The organism is Ruegeria sp. BH8 (genome assembly GCF_056538065.1).
Map to the genome: position 1 here is coordinate 1 of NZ_JBQFSP010000005.1, position 22,297 is coordinate 22,297.

Annotated in this window: 19 protein-coding genes; 12 read left to right on the top strand and 7 right to left on the bottom strand. The window is 55.9% G+C overall.

Annotation, left to right across the window (positions count from 1 at the left end; genetic code table 11):
• Positions 1-371 precede the first annotated feature (371 nt).
• The 3 genes from ACR0AD_RS11085 (at position 372) to ACR0AD_RS11095 (ending at position 2,753) form a co-directional block, all read left to right on the top strand.
• Positions 372-896, top strand: a complete 525-nt coding sequence (locus ACR0AD_RS11085; RefSeq protein WP_245220757.1) for an RNA polymerase sigma factor — start codon at positions 372-374, stop codon at positions 894-896.
• Positions 893-1,630, top strand: coding sequence for an anti-sigma factor (locus ACR0AD_RS11090; protein ID WP_480483620.1), 738 nt, complete (start codon positions 893-895; stop codon positions 1,628-1,630). Before ACR0AD_RS11085 ends, ACR0AD_RS11090 begins: the two co-directional genes overlap by 4 nt.
• Positions 1,631-1,694: 64 nt before the next feature.
• Positions 1,695-2,753: a helix-turn-helix domain-containing protein gene (locus tag ACR0AD_RS11095; protein WP_480483621.1), complete on the top strand. Its 1,059-nt coding sequence runs from the start codon at positions 1,695-1,697 to the stop codon at positions 2,751-2,753.
• A gap of 42 nt (positions 2,754-2,795) precedes the next feature.
• Here ACR0AD_RS11095 and ACR0AD_RS11100 read toward each other — a convergent pair whose 3' ends face one another.
• The 5 genes from ACR0AD_RS11100 to ACR0AD_RS11120 all read right to left on the bottom strand — a co-directional run bounded on the left by ACR0AD_RS11100 (position 2,796) and on the right by ACR0AD_RS11120 (position 10,004).
• Positions 2,796-4,100, bottom strand: a complete 1,305-nt coding sequence (locus tag ACR0AD_RS11100) for a UDP-glucose dehydrogenase family protein (protein ID WP_480483622.1) — start codon at positions 4,098-4,100, stop codon at positions 2,796-2,798.
• 381 nt (positions 4,101-4,481) lie between these two features.
• Positions 4,482-5,546, bottom strand: coding sequence for a DUF2793 domain-containing protein (locus ACR0AD_RS11105; RefSeq protein WP_480483623.1), 1,065 nt, complete (start codon positions 5,544-5,546; stop codon positions 4,482-4,484).
• 174 nt (positions 5,547-5,720) lie between these two features.
• On the bottom strand, positions 5,721-7,160 hold the full coding sequence (locus ACR0AD_RS11110; protein WP_480483624.1) for a mannose-1-phosphate guanylyltransferase/mannose-6-phosphate isomerase: 1,440 nt from the start codon (positions 7,158-7,160) through the stop codon (positions 5,721-5,723).
• Positions 7,161-7,231: 71 nt separating this feature from the next.
• Positions 7,232-8,125, bottom strand: coding sequence for a UTP--glucose-1-phosphate uridylyltransferase (locus ACR0AD_RS11115; protein WP_480483625.1), 894 nt, complete (start codon positions 8,123-8,125; stop codon positions 7,232-7,234).
• Positions 8,126-8,768: 643 nt separating this feature from the next.
• Positions 8,769-10,004: a lytic murein transglycosylase gene (locus ACR0AD_RS11120; RefSeq protein WP_480487341.1), complete on the bottom strand. Its 1,236-nt coding sequence runs from the start codon at positions 10,002-10,004 to the stop codon at positions 8,769-8,771.
• Between the two features lie 164 nt (positions 10,005-10,168).
• On the opposite strand from ACR0AD_RS11120, the gene ACR0AD_RS11125 reads away from it, so the two are divergent.
• From ACR0AD_RS11125 to ACR0AD_RS11140, 4 genes are read left to right on the top strand one after another with little or no spacing between them, the layout of a single operon-like run.
• The gene (locus ACR0AD_RS11125) at positions 10,169-11,149 is read left to right on the top strand and encodes a cytochrome ubiquinol oxidase subunit II (RefSeq protein ID WP_480701012.1); all 981 of its coding nucleotides are present in this window, start codon (positions 10,169-10,171) and stop codon (positions 11,147-11,149) included.
• Positions 11,146-13,236 (top strand): cbb3-type cytochrome c oxidase subunit I, encoded by a 2,091-nt coding sequence (locus ACR0AD_RS11130; protein ID WP_480487345.1) that lies wholly within the window; start codon positions 11,146-11,148, stop codon positions 13,234-13,236. The genes ACR0AD_RS11125 and ACR0AD_RS11130 overlap by 4 nt, the downstream gene beginning before the upstream one ends.
• Positions 13,233-13,865 (top strand): cytochrome c oxidase subunit 3, encoded by a 633-nt coding sequence (locus tag ACR0AD_RS11135; protein WP_480487347.1) that lies wholly within the window; start codon positions 13,233-13,235, stop codon positions 13,863-13,865. The genes ACR0AD_RS11130 and ACR0AD_RS11135 overlap by 4 nt, the downstream gene beginning before the upstream one ends.
• Positions 13,858-14,184 carry a cytochrome o ubiquinol oxidase subunit IV gene (locus ACR0AD_RS11140; RefSeq protein ID WP_480483630.1) on the top strand — a complete coding sequence of 109 codons (327 nt, stop codon included), beginning with the start codon at positions 13,858-13,860 and terminating at the stop codon, positions 14,182-14,184. The genes ACR0AD_RS11135 and ACR0AD_RS11140 overlap by 8 nt, the downstream gene beginning before the upstream one ends.
• Before the next feature lie 73 nt (positions 14,185-14,257).
• Here the strand turns inward: ACR0AD_RS11140 and ACR0AD_RS11145 are convergent, their stop codons facing one another.
• Positions 14,258-14,959, bottom strand: a complete 702-nt coding sequence (locus ACR0AD_RS11145; protein ID WP_480487349.1) for a GntR family transcriptional regulator — start codon at positions 14,957-14,959, stop codon at positions 14,258-14,260.
• 66 nt (positions 14,960-15,025) lie between these two features.
• Between ACR0AD_RS11145 and ACR0AD_RS11150 the strand changes: the two genes are divergently transcribed.
• Complete coding sequence (locus ACR0AD_RS11150; RefSeq protein ID WP_480483632.1) at positions 15,026-15,571, top strand: HutD/Ves family protein; 546 nt, start codon at positions 15,026-15,028, stop codon at positions 15,569-15,571.
• Here the strand turns inward: ACR0AD_RS11150 and ACR0AD_RS11155 are convergent.
• Entirely contained in the window at positions 15,568-16,932 is a 1,365-nt protein-coding gene (locus ACR0AD_RS11155; RefSeq protein ID WP_480487351.1) for a formimidoylglutamate deiminase, read from the bottom strand. The two genes, ACR0AD_RS11150 and ACR0AD_RS11155, sit on opposite strands and share 4 nt — an antisense overlap.
• An 82-nt stretch (positions 16,933-17,014) precedes the next feature.
• On the opposite strand from ACR0AD_RS11155, the gene hutI reads away from it, so the two are divergent.
• From hutI to hutU, 4 genes are read left to right on the top strand one after another with little or no spacing between them, the layout of a single operon-like run.
• A complete protein-coding gene (gene hutI, locus ACR0AD_RS11160; protein ID WP_480487352.1) occupies positions 17,015-18,223 on the top strand; it encodes an imidazolonepropionase in 1,209 nt (402 codons plus the stop codon).
• Complete coding sequence (gene hutH / locus ACR0AD_RS11165; RefSeq protein WP_480487354.1) at positions 18,220-19,758, top strand: histidine ammonia-lyase; 1,539 nt, start codon at positions 18,220-18,222, stop codon at positions 19,756-19,758. The genes hutI and hutH overlap by 4 nt, the downstream gene beginning before the upstream one ends.
• Entirely contained in the window at positions 19,755-20,549 is a 795-nt protein-coding gene (hutG, locus tag ACR0AD_RS11170; protein WP_480487356.1) for an N-formylglutamate deformylase, read from the top strand. Before hutH ends, hutG begins: the two co-directional genes overlap by 4 nt.
• Entirely contained in the window at positions 20,546-22,228 is a 1,683-nt protein-coding gene (gene hutU, locus ACR0AD_RS11175) for a urocanate hydratase (protein WP_480487358.1), read from the top strand. Before hutG ends, hutU begins: the two co-directional genes overlap by 4 nt.
• Positions 22,229-22,297 lie beyond the last annotated feature (69 nt).

Here is a 22,297-nt window from a genome sequence, read left to right on the forward strand (position 1 = left end):
GCCTAAAGGACAGATGCAACCCTGCGGCAGACCAACCCATCCCAACATCCAAACACGCTAAATAAGACCTCACCACCAAACCCGCAACCAATACCAAAAAAACTCAAGCAACCCATAACCGCAATCGAACGGCTTATGTGCTTTGGAACACCATGCCTTTGGTCGAAACCAATACAACTGCCGCAAATGGCCAGTATCCAACACCCAGTTGGTTGCAGAAACAGGCGCTGCAACAATTACAGACGCAAACGTGACTGCTTGGAACAGGAGTTTCGTTTCATTTCACTGCTAAATATGGCAATTCTGCCCTTGCGGGTCCGATCCGCGATTGAGAAACACAAGCAGGTCGCGATCATTCGATGAGAGCTGAGATGACTTCTGAACAAGCCGTCCGCGATGCGGTTCAGACGCATTCGAAGCGTGTCTGGCGGTTTGCGCTGGCATTATCGGGTGCCTCGGATGTAGCCGATGATTTGTTACAGGCCACATGTTTGCGCGCGCTTGAACGACATCATCAGGTGACGTCGCACAACCGTCTGGACAGCTGGTTGATGACAATCTGCCGGTCGATTTGGCTGAATGAGCTGCGTTCGCGGTCGGTTCGGCGCGCGCAGGCGCTGTCGGTGACCCCCGAAGCGGATCTGGTTGCAACGGGACCGGACACGGAAACGAATATTTTTGCGGCTGAAGTGTTTACTCAAGTGATGCAGTTGCCAGAGGCACAGCGCGAAACGGTTATGCTCGTCTTCGTTGAGGGGTACAGTTACCGCGAAGCCGCCGCTTTGTTGGAGGTTCCAATTGGCACGATCATGAGCCGGCTTTCGAATGCCCGGCAGAAACTTAAAACTGTGATGCAGGTTGATGCAGCGGACACCGCGCGACGGAGTGGCAAATGACGTTTTCCGACGAGACGCTATTAGCGTATCTGGAAGGCAGCCTGGATGAGGCTCAGACCCGCGCTATTGATGTTGCGGTTGAAGATGACGCTACGTTGGAACATCGTCTGATGGCGCTGGATCCGATTGCGCCTGTTGTTCGGGATGTTTTTGAGAACCTGCCCGCTGAAGCGCCGAAGGTGGACCTTCCGGAAAAAACGACGCGGCCCGCCAATAACGGGTTTCTGCGTCTTGTTGCGGTGGCTGCCAGCGCGGCGTTTGCAGCCGTCGCCGTAACATTCTGGGCCACCCGGCCAGCAGACTTAAGCTGGGCCCAGCAGGCCGCGATCTATCAATCACTTTACGTGCCGGAAACGATTGCATCGCTGGACAGTTCGGACGCGTCGCTGACCAAACAATTTGCAATGGCCGAAGCCGAGCTGGGACGATCGCTGAATAAGGAAACACTGGAAGCGTTGCCAGGGTTGGAGCTGAAGCGGGCGCAGGTTCTTTCATTCAAAGGCAAGCCCTTGATCCAAGTGGTTTTTGCCGACGATCAGGGTCAACCACTTGCCTTCTGTGTCATTCGCCAGGGACCGAATGCCGCAGATACCGAAGTTCAACAAACGGTGTTGAGCGGTTTGGCAACTGCAAAATGGGAGCAGGGCGGTTATGGATATATGCTGTTGGGCAGTTCCCCGCAGACGGATTTAAGCAACGAACTGGAAGTGTTGACCCGTACATTCTCGGGCTGATGGAAAAACCTTGTGAACTGTTGCAAATGCCCGAAGAATGCCGGGTATGACGTCGAAGAAAACCATGCCCCTTCCAGAAGACGAGGTCGATGATCTTGGCCCAGCCAGCATCTATGACGGTGATCCGGCAGAAGAAGACGACCCTTGGTTTTTGCCCCCGGACCAGGACGTGGAGGAAGGTTTCTTTTTGCCTGGTCCCCGATCGGATCAGCGCCCATTGTTCGATCCGCGCGATTGGTATTCGGCACAATCAGAATTGTCGGCAGAGCTTGCTGATCTTGCCCTGACCTTTGGCGCTCTGGATGAGCGGCTGCGTTCGGGGCCTGAGGGGTGGACGCATCGTTTGGCACTTATGGAAACGTCCGATCTGGGGTGGTGGACAGGGGATCGGGTCAGCGTGGACCGCCTGGCTTTGTGGACGGGTCTGAGGATCGGCGCGACCCACGATGACGTGCAGGCGCTGTTCCGGGCAGGTTGGGCCGTGCGCCGTCTGAGCTCTGGCGCGGGCCCTGCGACAGGCGGGTGGGAAAGCGGGTTGACCGCGTTTCTCGACCGTCTGGCTCAGGGGGCCGATGCGACGCCTGAAGCGATCGTTGATCTGGCCGAAGTCATGCGGAATGCTGAAAGGCTGCACCCGGTGACACAATCGGCCATCGCGTTTCATGCATGGCGAGCGGTTTCGCAGGGGGTCGGACAAGACACCGAGGCGGCAATCATCGCAGCGCGGCACGCGGCTTCGATGGGGCGGGGCGGCGCAATGTTCATGCCACTGGCGTTGTCTGGTCCGGGTGCGTTGCGCGGAACAGGTGGGCCGACGGAAAAGTTAGGGTCTTGGATACAGGGCGCCGGGCAAGCTGTTCTTGCGGCTTTGCTGCACCTCGACAGGATCAGTGTCTGGGAGGGTAAGGCCCGCGACGCGACGCAGGATCTGAGCGGTCGCACCCCCCCGCGTCTGATTGATGCTCTGGCGGCGTGGCCGATGGTCTCGGCCCCACTTGCAGAAGAACTTACCAATTCTTCCCGCGCGGCGGTTCAACGGAATTTTGACCTGTTCACCCGGAGAGGTCTGGTGCGCGAAGTCACCGGACAAGGCCGCTACCGGGTTTGGACAGCCGCACTATGATCCGTCAACTACTTGCGAAACGGTATGATTGGACGGGTGCTTTCAGCGTCCAACGCCGACGTAGGTTTCGAACCCCGATTTCAGCGCTGTAGTTTTCGAGTAGATGTTGCGCAGGTCGACCATCCTGGCTGATTTCATTGACGCCGCAATTTCGGAAAGGTTCAGCGCGCGGAATTCATTCCATTCCGTCAGCAGCACAACAACATCCGCGCCCCGCGCGGCGATGTACGGATCGTCGCACCATTCGACGCCCGGCAAAAGCGCCTCTCCTTCAGATTTTCCCTGTGGGTCAACAACACGCACCTTTGCGCCTCCGCCTATCAGGGCGGGGACGATGGACAGTGATGGCGCGTCGCGCATATCGTCCGTATTGGGTTTGAACGTGACACCCAGAACCGTCACGGTCTTGCCGTTGAAATGATCGTCACATGCGTCACGAATTTTCTCGATCATCCGTTTCTTGATTTCGTCATTCACGCGGATGACGGTCTCGGTGATTTGCATCGGATGCGCGTGGTCCTGCCCGATCCGGGCCAACGCGGCCGTGTCTTTTGGAAAACATGAACCACCGTAGCCAGGTCCTGCATGCAGGAATTTGTTGCCAATCCGCCCGTCAAGGCCAATGCCTCGCGATACTTCTTTGACATCCGCACCAACTTTTTCGCATAGCCCGGCGATTTCATTGATGAAGGTAATTTTGGTCGCTAGAAACGCGTTGGCGGCGTATTTTATCATCTCGGCGCTTTCCAGATCGGTGGTCAGGATCGGGAAGTCGCGCAGGTAAAGAGGGCGGTAAATTTCTGCCATCACCTCGGCAGCGCGGTCATTTTCGACGCCGACCACAACGCGGTCCGGGCGCATGAAATCGTCTATTGCCGCGCCTTCGCGAAGGAATTCAGGGTTCGAAGCCACGTCAAATTCGGCCAGGGGGTTAGCGGCCTTGACTGTTTCCTGCACTTTTCGGTTTGTTCCGACGGGCACAGTCGATTTTGTGACGATAACGGTATACCCGGTGACAGCCTGAGCGATTTCTTCCGCCGCTGCCATCACATAGGTCAGATCCGCATGGCCGTCTCCACGCCGGGTTGGCGTTCCAACTGCAATAAAGATAGCATCCGCGCCGTCCACTGCGGCTGCAAGATCGGTTGTGAAGCTCAGGCGGCCAGCCGCGACGTTTCGCGCCATCAGCACGTCCAGACCTGGTTCATAAATAGGCACCTGTCCGGCTTTGAGCATATCGATCTTCTGCTCAGCCTTATCAACGCAAATCACATCATGACCGAAGTCCGAGAAACACACACCGGAAACAAGGCCCACATACCCGGTGCCGATCATTGCAATGCGCATCTGCCTAATCCTTTTATACCAATTACTATCAACGGCGCGGGCAAAATCGAAGAATCCAGCGCCGGTTTCAATGATTTACAGGTATGGTTGCTGAGTTCCCATGTTTTCTTGTTGTTTTTGAGGCAATATGCGCGGGAACAGAGTTTTTACAATCCGTCGTGCTGCGCAGAACTTGTTGAATCACGTCCATTGTCAGCTGAAAAGATACAATTCTGGGCATGGACCAGTAATAAACAGCCAGTAAGCGGGCGGTGTTGCGCCGCCCACTTTTCGCCCGGAGCAAGGCGCCTGTAGCGGGTCCAATGGAATTGGCGATTGCTATAGAAATAGACCGACGACGCAAAAAAACCGCCCGAACCACAGTTCAGGCGGCAGCTGTGCTCAGAACCAGCGCCCTATGGCGATGACACTTGGTGAAAAAGCCGCTGTATCCGAAGTTACAGAGAGGGCTTTGCACGTGGCTTGAGTGTTTCCGGGCACATCAAACCCGATGAAACGATTATTGGCTCCAGCGCTGCCACTAACGCTTGGCGCAGAGGAAAATGGAGCTGGGTAGTTCCACGTCATTGCAGCGCTTGCGAACAATACGCCTTCCGCGGCCGTGCATGCGACAGGAAGCAACGCGGCGGTGCAGATCAGGGTTCCATCGGCAAAACGTGTAAATTCGCCATTGGTGTTACTTCCGCGCTCTATGACCGCACCGGTTGGTATACCGCCAACTTCTGATACCGACCCCAGAAGGTTACCCGGCCCATAACCGTAGTCGGCACGCATCAGGCGACCCGGAGTGGTATCCGTCGCATTGCCCTGAACAGCTGCACCAGCCGCTGTTCCGGTCGCGGGGTCAAAAGTCAGAGCTTCCGTCCAGGTACCTCCGTCAGGGGACACTTTGATTGAAAACCACGTACTTCCGGATAACCCCATTTCAGCGTGACCGGTCCAGTTCGACTGAAACACCAGCGATGCTGTATCGCTGGCACCCGCCTTGTTGATCTTTAGCTGATGCCCGCCGCCCTCATGGCTCAGAAGCGTTGCCGGGCTTCGGACAGACAAGCGATTCGTAGCGTCCGAACTTGTTGCCACCCCAACACCATTCAGGTTCTGAGTATTGACGGGCAAGGGCAGCCAGTCAGACCCATTCCAGAACTTCAGTTCACCAGTGGCCTCGTCCCAGGCGCGCCAGCCCGCATACGGGGTCAAGAAATGCCAGGCGTCGTCCAGCCATGCGGCAAGCTCTCCTGCATGTCCGGCCCAGTCCCCGGTGGGGGTGACGCCTAGAGCATAGACATCGCCCTGCTCGGGGACTACGGGCGGAGTGCTGGAATTGGTCGTTCGCACTGTCAGCTGTACGACCAGATCAAGCTGCCGCAGTGCTTCATTGTGAGTAACGTGTTTTTGAGCCTGCGAAGGTTGTAGAAAAGGCAGGCGCAATCTGGGTGAGGTCATTGACACGAGGGTCCTCCTGTGGCTGTCGGTCCGAAAGTCGGTCGCGCGCCACTCTGCCGTAAGGCGCGTCAATCCCGTCTGACCTGGCCGACCGCACAGGAAATAATCTGTTAACCTAAGTATCTCCGGGGACAAGCCGACCCGAGTATGGCCTATAGAGAACTATGTCGCCGCTTAGTCCCGGGCATAAATGTCTTCATATCGAATGATGTCATCTTCGCCTAAATAGGTGCCGGTCTGCACTTCGATCAAAACCATGGGCACTTTGCCAGGGTTCTCCATCCGGTGCACGGCACCCAGCGGGATATAGACGGACTGATTTTCGCTAACCAACCGTTCCTGATCATCGATTGTGACCTTGGCGGTGCCCTCAACCACAATCCAATGCTCGGACCGATGGTGATGGGACTGCAGGCTGAGTGAAGCGCCAGGATGAACATGGATTCGTTTGACCTGAAATCTGTCACCGATCACGAGGCTCTCAAACCAGCCCCAGGGGCGGTGATCGACCGGAAGCGTATCTGCCTGTTTGGCCCCCTTAGCCTTTAAGGCAGCGACAGCCTGCTTGACGTCCTGGGCTTTGTCCATGCTAGCAACCAGCACAGCATCCGGCATCGCAACTGCGATAATGTTCTCAAGCCCCATTGCCACCACTTCCTGAGCTGGCGATTCTGATCGTATCAGAACGTTGCAGCAGTCGATTGTGGTTACTTCCCCATTTGTCGCGGTGCCGTTTTCATCAGGGTTTGACAATTCTTGAACAGCCGTCCAACTTCCAACATCCGACCAACCTGCGGAATACGGAACCACGCTAAGGTTGGGGGCTTTTTCCATGACCGCATAGTCGATCGAGACGTCATCGACGTCAGCCCAAGCCGAAGGGTCCAATCTCAGGAACCCCAAATCTGCCTTTGCGCTGTCGACGGCCTTTTGGACAGGTGCAACAAGGGTGCTTGCGTATTTTTTATATGCTGCAACGATGTCACGTACCGCAAACAGGAAGATGCCGGAATTCCACAGGTAACTGCCATCTTTCACCATCGCCTGCGCGGCTTCCAAATCCGGCTTCTCCACGAACCGATCCAGGCGAACTGCACCCCCGGACGCGTCTGGGGCGTCGTTCAGCTTTAAGTAGCCATACCCGGTTTCGGGCCGAGTGGGCGTGATGCCAAATGTCACCAGATCGCTTCGTTCGGCAATTGCGCGCACGCCTGTGGCGACGGCCTGATGAAAAGCCGCCTTGTTTGGAAGCACATGATCTGAAGGCGCGACCAGCATGATGGCATCCGGATCACGTGAGGCAAGGTACAACGCAGCCGCCAGTACGGCAGGGGCCGTGTTTCGCCCTTCAGGCTCAATCAGAATCGGACCGGGGTCGATCCCAATAGCGGTCAGCTGTTCAGGTACAATAAACCGAAAGGCTTCGTTGGTGAGAACCATTGGTTTGGCATAGGGCGTATGCGAGGGTCCAAGCATCCGGTCGGCACAATCCTGTAACAGACTGGTTTTTCCGACAAGTGGAACGAATTGCTTGGGATAGCTTTTGCGCGACAGGGGCCACAAACGCGTTCCTGAACCACCACACAGGATGACTGGATAGACCGTTCTGTTCATACACGTGCCCCTGAATTGCTGATGACCAACGATATTGTTCAATTCTTTTTGTGGAATGGGAGATCCCGTGGCTACTGGGCCGCTTTTCCAGTTGCAACGATGTCATTCAGATATTGGCTCAGATCATCGCGCAGGTCGTCACGGGCAAGGGCAAAGGAAACTGTCGCTTGCAGAAAACCGGATTTTGAACCGCAATCGAAACGCTGCCCGTCGAACTTGTAGCCAAAAACGGGCACGCCGGATGCGATATCCTCGGCGATCGCATCAGTCAGTTGGATTTCACCGCCGCTTCCGGTTTTCATTGCGTTCAGGTTGTTCAATACGGAAGGTCGAAGAATATAGCGCCCGATAACCGCCAGATTGGATGGCGCTTTTGAGGGTTCGGGTTTTTCAACCATACCCTTGGCCGGAATGACCGGGCCGATACTGTCGACGACATCCAGAACGCCGTACGAACTGGTCTTTTCTGGTGAAACTTCCATCGTTGCCACCATGTTGCCGCCCGTTTCCTCATAGGCTTCAACCATTTGTTGCAGACATGGTTTATCTGCAGCAATCACATCGTCAGGCAGCATTACAGCAAAGGGTTCATCGCCTATCAAACGGCGTGCACACCATACAGCATGCCCCAACCCCAGGGCTTTGTGTTGGCGGATATAGGCAATCGCGCCGCTTTCCATATTGGTCTTGTTTAGGATATCGAGAAGCTTGTTTTTGCCCTTGGCCATTAACTCCTGTTCGAGGACAAGGTTGTGGTCAAAGTAATCTTCAAGCGCGGATTTCCCGCGAGACGTCACAAAGATGAACTCTTTGATACCAGCGGCGCGCGCTTCATCGATTGCATATTGCACCAGCGGGCGATCCACCAACGTCATGATCTCTTTCGGAACAGATTTGGTTGCCGGCAAAAACCGGGTTCCCATTCCCGCCACTGGAAAAACTGCTTTGGTGACTTTGCGTGTCATGGTGCCTCTCAAAACAAAACTTGGCCGGAAAAGCAGAAAACATCCGGAATGTCCTCTTAGTCTTCAAAACCGCGTCAATCAATCATGCCCGGTGTGCCGGCCGTTATTGACCAAATCGTGCCACCTCGGTCCAGATGAGTCAAAAGCCGACTCCGGTGTTTCCTGTATACAAGGCCTGAACCACAGTTCCCAGAGACCCTTCCGCTATAACTCTGTGCCAAAAATCTGACGACGATTTGTCGTTCACGGAAAGTTGATATGTTTGGAGCGGCGTCGGTTGTCTTGAAAAACTCCCGGACGGAGTCCTGCATATTTTCTTTGGATGGGCATAGCGCCTTGTTATGACGAGTAGTTTAGGACTGCGCGGCCGAAAAGAATTTGGATGGCAGGGACTGTGCAACTGAAATTAACACGGCTCACTTAGTCGCAAGCTGCGTCAAGTAACGTGTCTTATGTACACAAGTATCCCGTCGGCAAACATCCGAGCTTCTTGGAAATACATGATCTGACGCATCTAGTCCGTTTTCGAATGGGCAACAATATGATCGGAACCGCAAAGATTGGTGATAACGGCGGTCTGTTGCGACCGGCGATAAGATGCTCAAGCAAGTCGCGTGGTACCGTTCAACGCATGCTTGGCGCCTTATCGGACCAGTTTCGTTGTCATCGAGGTTTCGGGAAAACAGGTGGGTGCAACACCCTTCGTTTCCTGCCATCTGCCTATGGATCGGCGGGTTTTGAAACCTGGCAAGCCGTCAACGCCTCCAACATCGTACCCCAAGCTTTCCAGCGCGCCCTGCATTTTTGCTATATCAGAACGGTACAAGCCGCCGACCTTGCGCCATTGCCCTTTAAAATCGCCGCTTCCAAACTGGATTCTGTCACCGACGTGGCCGACGAACAAAGCATACAGATCGCTTTTGTTGTATTCCTTAAGAACGTAAAAATTCGGAGTGACAAGAAAAGCAGGACCAAATCGTCCAGCCGGCATCATCAGGTAACCTGCACCCTTCAGCTCGTGAGCTGGATAAGGTTTACCCGAGACCCGGTTTATGCCCATCGCTTCCCATTGCTGGATTGACCGCCCCTGATCAGGTCCTTCCAATGCACATGATACGGTTGCCGGCACAGACACTTCGAAACCCCAGTCACGCCCGGGGATCCAGCCGTGCTGTTTCAGGTAGTTGCCAATCGATGTGATTGTATCATCGGATGACCCCCAGATATCGACCTGTCCATCGCCGTTGCCATCTGCGGCGTAAGCCAAATAGCTTGATGGCATGAATTGGGGTTGTCCTAACGCGCCCGCCCAACTGCTTTTCATTTGCCGGGCTGGCAGGGGTCCTGCTTCCGCGATTTGCAGAGCTGCGATAAGCTCGGCTGTGAAGTAGTCCGCGCGCGTGCTCATAAATGCCTTGGTCGACAAAACCCTGAACGCATCATGGCGGATCGGCACCTGCCCAAAGCCGCTTTCTCTGCCCCAGATTGCCAGAATGATACGAGCAGGAACGCCCGTTTGACGTTCGACTTTGGCAAGCACGGCAGAGTGTTGTCTCGCCATCCTGCGCCCGATAGACGTTGCGCCCTGAATTGACCCCGGATTGAAATACCGGCTGGGCGATCCAAACTCGGCTTGTTTTTGCGCCTTGGGCGTTTTGCGTTTATGTCCGGGGGGAACCAGATCAGGCAGGTCCCAGTTCAGAGTAACACCGGAAAACGCCTGTTGCAGTGTGTTGCGCGAAACACCTTTGGCCTGCGCCAGCGGCCAGATCGTCTCCAACAACCACGACTGAAACTGGCGTTCAATTGATGCACGATCCTGTGCCAGTGCGGTCTGAGACAGAATGATCAATCCTAGAGTGAACAGCAAAATACGCATTGACGATTTATCTGTCCCGACTGGCCTTGCAAGTCAACGGGAAGATGCCGCGCGACCCGTCGCCGTTTACACCCAAAGTTGAAAGTAAGTTGAGGTTGGCAATTTGTGGTTCGGAAAACTCTTGAGAAATTTCACCCGCTTGCCGATAGTTGCATGGGATTGAGATGAGGAGAGGACAGTCAGCTGTGGCACAAGTCATTTCGTCCAATCCATCCTTGCTCAGGCTTGTCGTTGTGCTCCTGTTGATCGCTTCGGCGCAACCAGCTTTGGCCAGCGACAGCTTTATGGACCCGCAAGGCCCAATAGCGGCAGTTCAGAAAACGCATTTGCTTCGGGCGACCGTATTGATCCTGCTGGCCGTTATCCCGGTATTGGTGCTGGTCCCGATAATAGCGTTTCGGTATCGCCGCCGAAGCAACCGCATTGTGCCCTACGCGCCGGATTGGGATTTCTCGGCCAAGCTGGAATTTGTCATGTGGGGTGTGCCTGTCATAATCGTGGCCTTGCTGTCTTTTTATCTTTGGAAGGCGACGCATCGGCTTGACCCGTATTCGGCACCGTTTGGTGAAGATCCGGCGCTGCGGGTTCAGGTTGTCGGTCTGGATTGGAAGTGGCTGTTTCTGTACCCCGATCTTGGGGTCGCCACTGTGGGAGAGTTCGGAATTCCGACAAAGCGGCAAGTTGCATTGACGCTGACAACCGATACCGTGATGCAGTCGTTTATGATACCCGCGCTGGCCGGACAGATTTATGCGATGCCGGGCATGACCACCCAGTTACATCTTGTCGCGGATGCGCCGGAAGTGATGCAGGGTGAAAACACTCAGTACAACGGACGGGGCTTTACCAAGCAGAAGTTCCGCACCATCGCAATGAGTGATGAGGATTTCGACGTTTGGGTCGAAAAAGTGCGTAACAACAGCATCCAATTAGATGTGGCAACGTATCGGAAACTGGCCATGCGGACCGACAGGGATGAAGTTCAGGCCGCTTTGGGAACATCTCGGATGCCGGATGATGCGCTCTACTTCACAATAGAAGACGATCTGTTTCAGAATATCCTGAGCCGTTACCACAGCGGTCAGCCGCTGCCCATCGATCTACAGCCTGGAACTGCATCATTTGGGCAGGAGGCGCAAAAATGACGCCGACCGAGACAGGTTTCTTCGGGCGTCTGAGTTGGGACGCTTTTCCGATTGCCGGGTTGATCCAGAACCCAAATACTAATGAGATTGTGGCCAATACAGCCGCAGCTGTTGTGATTATTGGCGCTGTGGTTGTCGTAGGATTGCTGAGCTGGTTTCGTCTGTGGACACCCCTGTGGCGCGATTGGCTGACCAGCGTCGATCACAAAAAGATCGGTATCATGTATATCGTCTTTGCCATCGTGATGCTGGCGCGCGGTGTGCTTGAAGGCGTTGTCATGCGCGCGCAGCAGGCTTCCGGGCCCGGCGACGGTTTCCTCGAAGCCGAACATTTTGCCGAGCTTTTCAGCACTCACGGCACAATCATGGTCTTCTTTGTTGCCGTTCCCTTTGTCTTTGGTGTTGCGAATTACATTGTCCCGCTGATGATCGGCGCGCGCGATGTGGCGTTCCCGCGACTAAACCAGATTAGTCTGGGCCTTACGGTTTCGTCAGGCATGATGCTGATGGTGTCGCTGGTGATTGGAGAGTTTTCGACCGGCGGCTGGACAGCCTATCCACCGTATACCGGCGCAGCGTTCAATCCCGGTGTTGGACCGGATTACTGGATCTGGGCCATCGTTGTTTCGGGCATTGGCACCTCGCTGACGGGTATCAATTTTGCCGTTACGATCTACAAGTTGCGCGCGCCGGGCATGACGTTCATGCGGCTGCCGATGTATTGCTGGACAATCATTTGCAGTTCGATCCTGATCGTCTTTGCTATGCCGCCTTTGGGTGTCGCCGCGCTGATGCTTGCCGCTGATCGCTATCTTGATTTCCACTTTTTCACAAACGACCTCGGTGGCAACATGATGAACTATGCCAATCTGTTTTGGTTGTTCGGCCACCCCGAGGTTTACCTGCTGGTTTTGCCTGCTTATGGCATCTATTCCGAGGTGTTTGCGACCTTCTCGGCCAAACGGCTTTATGGCTACAACTCGCTTGTTATTGCGACCATGTCGATCGCAGTGTTGTCGTTCACGGTCTGGCTGCACCACTTTTTTACCATGGGTCAAAGCGCGCTGATCAACGCGGTGTTTGGTATTGCGACCATGCTGATTGCCATCCCAACCGGCGTGAAAGTCTATGACTGGATGGCGACGCTGTGGCGGGGGCGCATTCGGTTTTCGGTGCCGATGCTCTATGGGCTGTCATTTTTGATGCTGTTTGCCATCGGTGGGCTGAGCGGTGTGATCCTGGCAAACCCAACCGTAGATTACCAGGTTCACAATACGCTGTTTTTGGTAGCTCATTTCCACAACGCGTTATTGCCTGGCGTGTTGTTCGGATTGTTGGCGGCATACAATTACTGGTTCCCCAAGGCCTTTGGATTCCGACTGAACGAATTCTGGGGCCGGGTTTCTGTCTTTTGCTGGACCGGGGGGTTTTTGCTGACATTCATGCCGCTCTATTTCGTCGGGCTATTGGGCATGCCACGCCGCTCTTTCAGCTATAGCGATCCGTCTTTCCACCCTTTCATGATTGTGGCCATCATCGGAGCAATAGTTATTACCTGTGGATTGTTCTCGGTACTGATCCAGCTATGGGTCAGCATTCGTGACCGCGACCAAACCCGCGTTCCTGTTGGGGATCCCTGGGATGGTCGCACATTGGAATGGACTATCCCTTCACCGCCTCCCGCGTACAACTTTGCGATCATCCCCAAGGTTACGGATCGGGATGAATTCACGGCACAGAAGGCAAAAGGAACGGCCTATCCAACACCAGACGCTTATGAAGATATCGAACTGCCCCGAAACACGGGAATTGGCTTTGTCCTGTGTGTTCTCAGCGGCATATGGATATTTGCGCTGGTCTGGTGGATCTGGTGGCTTGCCGCGATAATGACGGTTTTGATGATCCTTGCGGTGATCATCTGGACATTTGATGACAGTACAGAACTCACCATCCCCGCGGAAGAGGTGCGAAGGGATCACGAAGCCTGGCTGGCGTTGGTCCACAGCGAAGCCGCAGTTGATCGTGACTCTGAAACTTCTTCGGAAAACCGCGGCCTTGCCCGCCCGGATCTGGAGGTGGCGACATGAAGCGCGCGCCGACACACAGCTATCCCGGTATCAATCTAGGGGAACATCACGCCAGCGCCCACAAGGCGGCCGAGGTTGTCACCTTTGGGTTCTGGGTCTTCTTGATGAGCGATCTGGTCTATTTCGGCCTGATGTTTGCGATTTACATAACGATGATCGATGCGCAGGCAGGTGGTCCTGGCCCGCACGAGTTGTTTGATCTGAAAAGTGTTTTTGCGCAAACCCTGACACTGCTGACCAGCAGCCTGACAGTGGGTCTTGCCATGCTGGCGCTGAAGTACAATCTGCCGCGCGGTCGCATTGTCTTGTGGTTTGGCGTCACTCTTGCGCTGGGGCTTGGTTTTCTGGTGCTGGAAGTGCGTGACTTCATGGCCATGGCGGAAAAAGGCGGCATTCCGCAGCGCAGCGGTTTTTTGTCAGCCTTTTTTGGGTTGGTCCCGCTTCATGGTCTGCACGTTGCGACTGGATGCCTTTGGCTGATCGTTTTGGGTATCCAGCTACGCGTCAAGGGCATGACGGATGTGGTTATTTCGCGCGTGGTGCGGCTGGCGTTGTTCTGGCATTTTCTCGATCTGATCTGGATTGGCATCATTACCATCGTGTATTTCGGAGGTCTGACCTATGGATAAGCGCTCTGAAATGCATCGTCGCGAGCGTCGGCGCTATGTGATCGGGTATGGTGGCTCGCTTTTGCTGACCTTGGCGATGTTTGGCGTGGCGCAGGTTTATGGGATTGAAACGGTTGGGGTTTACCTGACCATCGGGTTGCTTGGATTGGCACAGCTTGTGTTGCAGCTTGTCTACTTCCTGCATATCGATCGTCGGCGCAGCAGCCGCGAAGATCTGCATCTGGTGCTGTTTTCGACACTGGTTCTGATGATCATGATCCTTGGCACCGTCTGGGTTCTGGGCAATTTGGCCACCCGAATGCACATGCACTTGATGTAGTGCGTATTTGAAACAAGCGGGGTGGCGGGTCGAGATTTGGCTTTCGGCAGGACCACCAATAGCGGAAAAAGCCTCAGTAGGTTGTCCGCATTTGATACCCCTGATGATAGGTCATGCGTACAAAGGTGACCGGGGTTTTTCGAAACCACGTTGTCCGCTCCAACTGGAACAAAGGTGTTCCGGGCGGAACAGAAAGAAAATCCTGAAGCGGGCCGGTCGCCGGAACAGCCGTGAAGGCAATTTCCGCGTTCGAAAACGGAACTTCGGCCAGCAACCATTCGTTTGGACCGGTGGTCAGAAAGTCCTCATTCATGACGTGCGGTACTGCGGCTGTATTGATCCATCGCTCCTCGAACTGGAAGGGGCGATTGTCGGCATGGTGCATACAGCGCAAATGCAGAATTTGCGTGCCCTCGGGCAGTCCGAGTTTGGCTTGTAGCCATGCCGGACAATCTATCAGCGTACGGCTGACCAACGCATACCGGTATTCTGCATTCATATCTTCAATGGTTTGACGGACTACTGCAATGGGCAGCCTGGCCTGTTTGACCGGTGTTGTAACCACACGTGTGCCACCTTTGCGTTTGCGTGTGACAATACCCTGATCAGCAAGTTCACGGAGTGCTCGATTGACAGTCGCGCGGGCGCATCCGAACTCGGCGGCCAGTTCCAGTTCAGTGGGCAGCAGGCTGCCTTGCGGCCAGATTCTGGTCTGGATGCGATTTAAAACTTCATCGCGGATATCCTGGAAGCCGACGTTTTTTTGCTCGTTCACATTGTGCTCACTATATTTTCGAACTTATTCATATTATGTCTAGGTTAACGGTGAGATGCAAAGAATTTGACCCAGAACCTTATCAGATTGCAGGATTGCGCGGTTACGCCATGGGCCAATGGTGGCGGGGTAACAACCGAACTTGCCGCGAAGCGGGTCGGTAAACATGTCGTCTGGCGTATCAGTGTGGCCCGGATCGATCAGGATGGGCCATTTTCCCGATTTCCGGGGATGTCGCGCGTACACACGATCATCGAAGGGACCGGGCTTGATTTGCTCGGTGATAGTGGTGTTTTACCAGCGCGGCCATTCCTGCCGGTTTCGTTCGACGGGGCGCTCGCGCTGAATGCGCGGCTGTTGGGCGGGCCGTGTCGTGCATTCAATGTGATCTACGATTCAAAGGTCGTTGTTGTGGTGAACGTTTTTGCAAATGATCAGGAATTTGAAGCGACAGCGGGCGAGTTTGTCTTTGTCGCCTCGGGAATGGCCCACATGTCAGACAACACGCCGCTGGTTGCCGGAGACGCAATGACGCTGAACGCCGCTGTTACGGTCAGTCCGGCTGCAGGCGCTAAGATCCTTCGCGTGTGTTTCAATAAGATCCCTAGCTAAAGCTCAGCCAGAAGCTCACTTATTGCCCCTTTGTAGTTACGCGTGACCTTGTCCCGCAGGACGTGATGTCCGTTTTGAACCTGGTGTCTGCCTGCGGACCAAAGATCAGTTACGACATTATCTTTGGCGGCAAAGACTAGACCATCCAGCAGTTGGTGAGGTTGTAGTGCGCAAAGGGCAGGGGCCTGACTGTCGATGGCGACGAGATCGGCCAGCATTCCTTCGGTAATTTGCCCCGCGTTGCGGCCTAGCGCCTGCGCACCGCCAATAGCTGCGCCGCGATAAAGGGTTTGTCCTGCCGAGCCTTCGCCAACCACCAGCACGTTACGTGACAGGTCGCGCAGTCGTTGCGAGTATTCGAGTGTGCGGAGCTCTTCGGTCATGGAAATCAACACGTTGGAGTCCGATCCCACGCCAAAAGCGCCGCCTGCATTCAGATAGACAGGGCCGTTGAAAGGCCCGTCGCCCAGGTTGGCTTCTGTCACCGGGCACAGACCGGCAACCGCTTTGCTGCGGGCCATTGCGCAAGTCTCTTCGTCGGTCATATGGGTTGCGTGGATCAGGCACCAGTTGGACTCAACCGGGGCATTATCCAGCAGCCATTCGACCGGACGCGCGCCAAGGCCAGCCTGCACTTCCTCAACCTCTCTGGGTTGTTCGGCAATGTGAATATGGATTGGACCGGAACTTTGTGATGCCACCACCTGCGCCAGATCGCGCGGACAGGTGGCGCGTAGGGAATGTGGCGCGATGCCGACGCGACAGTCGTCAGGAAGATTGCCGAGCGCACCCCGCGCCTGCGCGACAAGTTCGCAAAAACGGTCCACATCATTGCCAAAGCGTCGCTGCCCCGCCTCCAGTGGTTTTTCCCCAACTCCTGCATAGCTGTAGAGCACGGGCAGATGGGTCAGGCCAATTCCGGTCTCAGCAGCAGCGGCCATGATCCGGTCGCTGAGTTCGCAAAGCCTGTCATAGGGTTGCCCGTTCGGTTGGTGGTGCAGATAATGGAATTCCCCGACCGAGGCGTACCCGGCCTCCTGCATCTCGACATAGACTTGCGCAGCGATGGCCTGAATGTGTTCGGGGTTCAGGCGGGCTGTGAAGCGATACATCAGATCACGCCAAGTCCAGAAACTGTCACGGCCAGCCTGCCGATATTCGGTCATTCCCGCCATGGCACGCTGAAAGGCATGGCTGTGAAGGTTGGCCAAAGCGGGCAGTAGAGTGTCAACGCAGGTGTCGCCGAGTTGCGCGACCGCGTCGGGTGTCAGACGGGCAATACGACCATTTTTGATCTCGAGTCGTAGATTCTCTGCCCAGCCGGCTGCCAGATAGGCCCGTTTTGCGAAAATGACCGTCATCCCTACCTCCGGTTTTATGAATAGACATATGACATAAAGACCTGTACCAGAAAAGAGAGAATTGCACCGAAGAGGGATTCGAATGCAAACCCACGATCAACTGTTCACAGATCTGCACGCTGCCACCATGGTTGGTGCGAATGCATACGGATTGATCGAAGATGCTGCGATTGCCGTGCGTGGGGGCCAGCTTGCATGGGTCGGTCCGAAGACGCAGTTGCCGGAAGAATACGCGACGTTCTCTCAAACCTCGCTGGACGGGCGGCTGGTGACGCCGGCTCTGATCGATTGCCATACCCATGTAGTGCATGGCGGCCACCGCGCGGCTGAGTTTGAGATGCGCCTTAACGGTGCCAGCTATGAAGAGGTGGCCCGCGCGGGTGGTGGGATTATTTCGACCGTGAAAGCCACGCGTGCGGCCAGTAAAGAGGATTTGATTGCGCAGGCCCTGCCGCGCGTGGACGCGATGATCGCCGAAGGGGTTTCGGTGATCGAGGTCAAATCGGGCTATGGGCTTGATCGTGAAACTGAGCTGACCATGCTGCGAACCGCGCGGGCCTTGCAGGAAAGCCGCCCGTTGCGCATTGTAACCAGCTTTCTGGGCGCTCATGCATTGCCCGCCGAGTATGAAGACCGGCCCGAGGCTTATATCGACGAAGTCTGCATTCCGACGCTCCGCGCGGCTCATACCGAGGGATTGGTAGACGCAGTGGACGCCTTTTGCGAAGGGATTGCCTTCCTGCCCGGCCAACTGGTGCCACTGTTTGACGTTGCCAAGGAACTAGGACTGCCGGTCAAACTGCATGCTGAACAACTGTCCAACCTGGGCGGTACGAAACTTGCTGCAAGCTATGGTGCGCTTTCTGCCGACCACATTGAGTATCTGGACGAAAGCGGTGTCAAAGCCATGGAAGCGGCAGGCACGGTGGCCGTGATCCTGCCCGGGGCTTTCTACACCCTGCGCGAGACGCAACAACCGCCAATTGATCTGTTGCGCAAGTACGACGTGCCAATGGCCCTTGCGACCGACTGCAATCCGGGCTCGGCTCCGATGACGTCGCTTTTGCTTGCGATGAACATGGGGTGCACCTTGTTTCGAATGACACCCGAGGAAGCATTGAAAGGTGTCACCGTAAATGCCGCGCGTGCACTGGGCCTGAGAGACTGCGGCAGGATCGTCCAAGGCCTGCGGGCGGATCTGGCTGTCTGGAATGTCACTCACCCGGCCGAGCTTGCCTACCGCATCGGTTTTAATCCCCTTCACGCCCGCATATTCGGAGGCGCATTTTGACCACTCTGACGTTAACTCCCGGCGCTGTGTCTCTGGCGCATCTGGAACAGGTTTTTCGCCAGGAATGCGCCGTTCGACTGAACCCGGATTGCAGGCCTGCCATAGCTGCGGCGCACGCTCGCATTATTGAGGCGGCGACTGGCCAAGCCGCCGTTTACGGGGTTAATACGGGTTTTGGAAAACTGGCAAGCGTCAAGATCGCGGCCGAGGATACCGCGACGCTGCAACGCAACCTGATCTTGTCCCATTGCTGTGGCGTTGGACCAGCGATCCCGCGTGCTGTTGCGCGGCTCATGATGGCGCTCAAACTGCTCAGCCTCGGACGTGGCGCGTCGGGTGTGCGGTTGGAGCTGATTGACCTGCTGGAAGCGATGCTTGTCGCAGGCGTGACACCGGTGATCCCGGCACAGGGGTCTGTTGGTGCTTCGGGCGATCTGGCACCACTGTCGCACATGGCAGCCGTCATGATGGGCGAGGGTGAAGCTGAGTTTGGCGGTACAGCCATGCCTGGCGGCGACGCACTGGCAGCGGCAGGTTTGACCCCGGTCGAACTTGGCCCCAAGGAAGGGTTGGCACTGATCAACGGCACTCAGTTTTCCACGGCGTTTGCGCTGGCGGGGCTTTTCGGCGCGTGGCGGGCGGCGCAAAGCGCTTTGGTCACTTCAGCCCTGACAACGGATGCGATCATGGGGTCTACCGCGCCTTTGCAACCCGAAATTCACGCCTTGCGTGGTCACCGAGGCCAGATCGAAGCGGGCGCAACCATGCGCGCGCTACTGGCTGGGTCGGTCATTCGCGAGAGCCACCGGGACGGTGATACGCGGGTTCAGGACCCGTACTGCATCCGCTGCCAACCGCAGGTTGTTGGCGCCGCGATGGATGTGCTGCGTCAGGCTTCAGTAACCCTGGAAACCGAGGCCAACGCCGCCACCGATAACCCTCTGGTTCTGGCCGAGGCCGGGTTGATCGTATCAGGCGGAAACTTTCATGCAGAACCGGTCGGATTTGCCGCCGACATGATTGCTCTGGCAGTGGCCGAGATCGGGGCGATTGCGCAGCGGCGTATCGCGCTGATCGTCGATCCGGTACTCAGCTTTGATTTGCCTCCCTTTTTGACACCCAACCCCGGATTGAATTCTGGCCTGATGATTGCCGAAGTCACGACAGCCGCGCTGATGAGCGAAAACAAGCATCTGGCCAATCCTTGCGTCACAGATTCAACACCAACTTCGGCCAATCAGGAGGATCACGTGTCAATGGCCGCCCATGGTGCGCGGCGGCTGGGGCAAATGGTGACCAATCTGGAGCGTATCCTTGGGGTCGAGTTGCTGTGTGCAACGCAAGGGGTTGAATATCGCGCGCCGCTGCCAACCAGTGAAAGCCTTCAAGGTGTCATGGCGCGCCTGCGTTCGGTTGTACCGGCGTTAGAAGATGACAGATACATGGCAAATGACATAGAAGCAGCCTCGGCCCTTATTGCAAGCGGTGAGATTGCCGAAAGCACCGGTGTCGCCATGCCGGAGCTTGGCGCATGACTGATCCGGTCGAGGTAGTTCGGGGTGGTAGTCCAATTGTTTTGGGCCTGCCTCACACGGGCACTTATGTGCCTGCGGCGATTGATGCCAAACTGAATGCTCGGGGTCGGGCGCTGACAGATACGGATTGGCACATCCACATGCTCTACGACGGGCTTTTGCCCGGTGCTACCACGGTGCGGGCCACCTTTCATCGCTATGTGATCGATGCCAATCGTGACCCAGGCGGTACTTCTCTTTACCCTGGCCAAAACACGACGACCTTGGTGCCGCTTACGGATTTCGACGGGCAGGATATCTGGGACATCCTTCCAACTGAAAAAGATACCATTGAACGACGTGACGCATTTCATGCGCCATATCATGCCGCTTTGCTGGCCGAACTGGAGAGGGTGAAGGCGATCCACGGAATCGCTGTGCTGTATGATTGCCACTCAATCCGCAGTCACATTCCTTTTCTGTTCGACGGCGTTTTGCCCGACATGAACATTGGAACAAATAACGGGATGACCTGTGCACCGGAAATCGAAACAATTGCACATGAATTCGCCTCTTCATCCCCTTTCAGCACCGTTTTGAACGGGCGCTTCAAAGGCGGGTGGACGACACGGCACTACGGACGCCCGGATAACGGTATTCAAGCGATCCAGATGGAGCTGGCGCAGTCGACCTACCTGACATCAGAAACGCCACCCTGGACTTTTGACACCGCCAAAGCCACCCGTCTCCGGCGTTGGTTGAAAGACATTCTAGACGTCCTCAATGACACAGCATTGGAGCTTGCCCGATGACCGATCCTCGCAAAAACACCCGTGACATCTTTCCACCCACCGGACCTGAACTGAACGCCAAAAGCTGGATGACCGAAGCGCCGTTGCGGATGATGATGAATAACCTGCATCCTGACGTGGCCGAAAACCCGCATGAGCTGGTGGTCTATGGCGGGATTGGCCGCGCGGCACGGACGTGGAAGGATTTTGACACCATCGTTGCCAGCCTGAAAGATCTGGAAGAGGATGAAACTCTGGTCGTCCAGTCCGGCAAGCCGGTTGCCATTGTTCGCACCCATAGCGATGCACCCCGCGTATTGATTGCAAACTCGAACCTTGTGCCGCACTGGGCCAATTGGGACCACTTCAACGAACTCGATAAGAAAGGTCTGATGATGTACGGCCAGATGACCGCTGGCTCGTGGATCTATATTGGTACACAGGGCATCGTGCAGGGCACTTATGAAACTTTTGCCGAGGCCGGGCGTCAGCACTATGGCGGCGACCTGACAGGTAAGTGGATCCTGACCGGGGGACTGGGTGGAATGGGCGGCGCGCAGCCTCTGGCCGCTGTCTTTGCAGGGGCTTGTTGTCTGGCCGTGGAATGCAACCCGGACAGCATCGACTTTCGCTTGCGTACAAAATACCTGGACGAAAAAGCCGAGACGCTGGACGAAGCGCTGGCAATGATTGATCGCTGGACCAGGGCGGGCGAAGCGAAATCCGTTGGTTTGTTGGGAAATGCCGCTGAAATCTTCCCGGAAATCTACGCCCGGATGCAAGCTGGCGGGATGCGCCCGGATATTGTCACGGATCAGACCAGTGCCCACGATCCGGTAAACGGCTACCTGCCGCTTGGTTGGACCATGGCGCAATGGAAAGACAAGCGCGAAAGTGACCCGAAGGCGGTCGAAAAGGCTGCACGTGCTTCGATGAAGCAACACGTCGCTGCAATGGTGGACTTCTGGAACGCGGGCGTGCCGACGTTGGATTACGGCAACAACATCCGACAGGTGGCTCAGGATGAGGGGTTGGAGAACGCTTTTGCCTTCCCCGGCTTCGTACCCGCCTATATTCGCCCGCTGTTTTGTCGGGGTATCGGACCCTTCCGCTGGTGCGCGTTGTCCGGTGACCCTGAAGATATCTACAAGACAGACGCCAAGATGAAGGAACTGTTCCCCGACAATACCCATCTGCACAACTGGTTGGACATGGCGCAGGAGCGTATTGCGTTTCAGGGCCTGCCGGCGCGGATCTGTTGGATTGGGCTAGGAGATCGCCACAAGGCCGGGCTGGCGTTCAACGAGATGGTTAGAAACGGCGAATTGAAAGCTCCGGTCGTCATCGGCCGAGACCATCTTGACAGTGGTTCTGTCGCCTCACCTAACCGCGAGACCGAGGCGATGAAGGACGGTTCGGACGCTGTTTCGGACTGGCCGCTGCTGAACGCGCTTGTCAATACGGCATCGGGTGCAACGTGGGTTTCGCTGCATCACGGCGGCGGAGTTGGCATGGGGTTCAGTCAGCATGCAGGCGTCGTCATCTGCGCAGACGGAACCGATGCCGCCGCCAAGCGATTGGAGAGGGTGCTCTGGAATGACCCCGCGTCGGGGGTTTGGCGTCACGCGGACGCCGGGTACGAGGACGCGAAAGCCTGCGCTCGTGAACATGGGCTGCGATTGCCGGGCATTTTGGGCTGATTACCACGCCAACCTTTGTTTTGTCGGTTTGCCTTAGCGCTAACGTCACATTTTCCGGTTTCGAACCGG

Bases quoted from the DNA above. Each gene is read 5' to 3' on its own strand.
- hutG (WP_480487356.1), top strand. From the start codon at position 19,755: ATGACTGATCCGGTCGAGGTAGTTCGGGGTGGTAGTCCAATTGTTTTG.
- ACR0AD_RS11125 (WP_480701012.1), top strand. From the start codon at position 10,169: ATGAGGAGAGGACAGTCAGCTGTGGCACAAGTCATTTCGTCCAATCCA.
- hutI (WP_480487352.1), top strand. From the start codon at position 17,015: ATGCAAACCCACGATCAACTGTTCACAGATCTGCACGCTGCCACCATG.
- ACR0AD_RS11155 (WP_480487351.1), bottom strand. From the start codon at position 16,932: ATGACGGTCATTTTCGCAAAACGGGCCTATCTGGCAGCCGGCTGGGCA.
- ACR0AD_RS11115 (WP_480483625.1), bottom strand. From the start codon at position 8,125: ATGACACGCAAAGTCACCAAAGCAGTTTTTCCAGTGGCGGGAATGGGA.
- ACR0AD_RS11105 (WP_480483623.1), bottom strand. From the start codon at position 5,546: ATGACCTCACCCAGATTGCGCCTGCCTTTTCTACAACCTTCGCAGGCT.
- hutU (WP_480487358.1), top strand. From the start codon at position 20,546: ATGACCGATCCTCGCAAAAACACCCGTGACATCTTTCCACCCACCGGA.
- ACR0AD_RS11130 (WP_480487345.1), top strand. From the start codon at position 11,146: ATGACGCCGACCGAGACAGGTTTCTTCGGGCGTCTGAGTTGGGACGCT.
- ACR0AD_RS11100 (WP_480483622.1), bottom strand. From the start codon at position 4,100: ATGCGCATTGCAATGATCGGCACCGGGTATGTGGGCCTTGTTTCCGGT.
- ACR0AD_RS11090 (WP_480483620.1), top strand. From the start codon at position 893: ATGACGTTTTCCGACGAGACGCTATTAGCGTATCTGGAAGGCAGCCTG.
- ACR0AD_RS11135 (WP_480487347.1), top strand. From the start codon at position 13,233: ATGAAGCGCGCGCCGACACACAGCTATCCCGGTATCAATCTAGGGGAA.
- ACR0AD_RS11140 (WP_480483630.1), top strand. From the start codon at position 13,858: ATGGATAAGCGCTCTGAAATGCATCGTCGCGAGCGTCGGCGCTATGTG.
- ACR0AD_RS11095 (WP_480483621.1), top strand. From the start codon at position 1,695: ATGCCCCTTCCAGAAGACGAGGTCGATGATCTTGGCCCAGCCAGCATC.
- ACR0AD_RS11110 (WP_480483624.1), bottom strand. From the start codon at position 7,160: ATGAACAGAACGGTCTATCCAGTCATCCTGTGTGGTGGTTCAGGAACG.
- ACR0AD_RS11085 (WP_245220757.1), top strand. From the start codon at position 372: ATGACTTCTGAACAAGCCGTCCGCGATGCGGTTCAGACGCATTCGAAG.
- ACR0AD_RS11120 (WP_480487341.1), bottom strand. From the start codon at position 10,004: ATGCGTATTTTGCTGTTCACTCTAGGATTGATCATTCTGTCTCAGACC.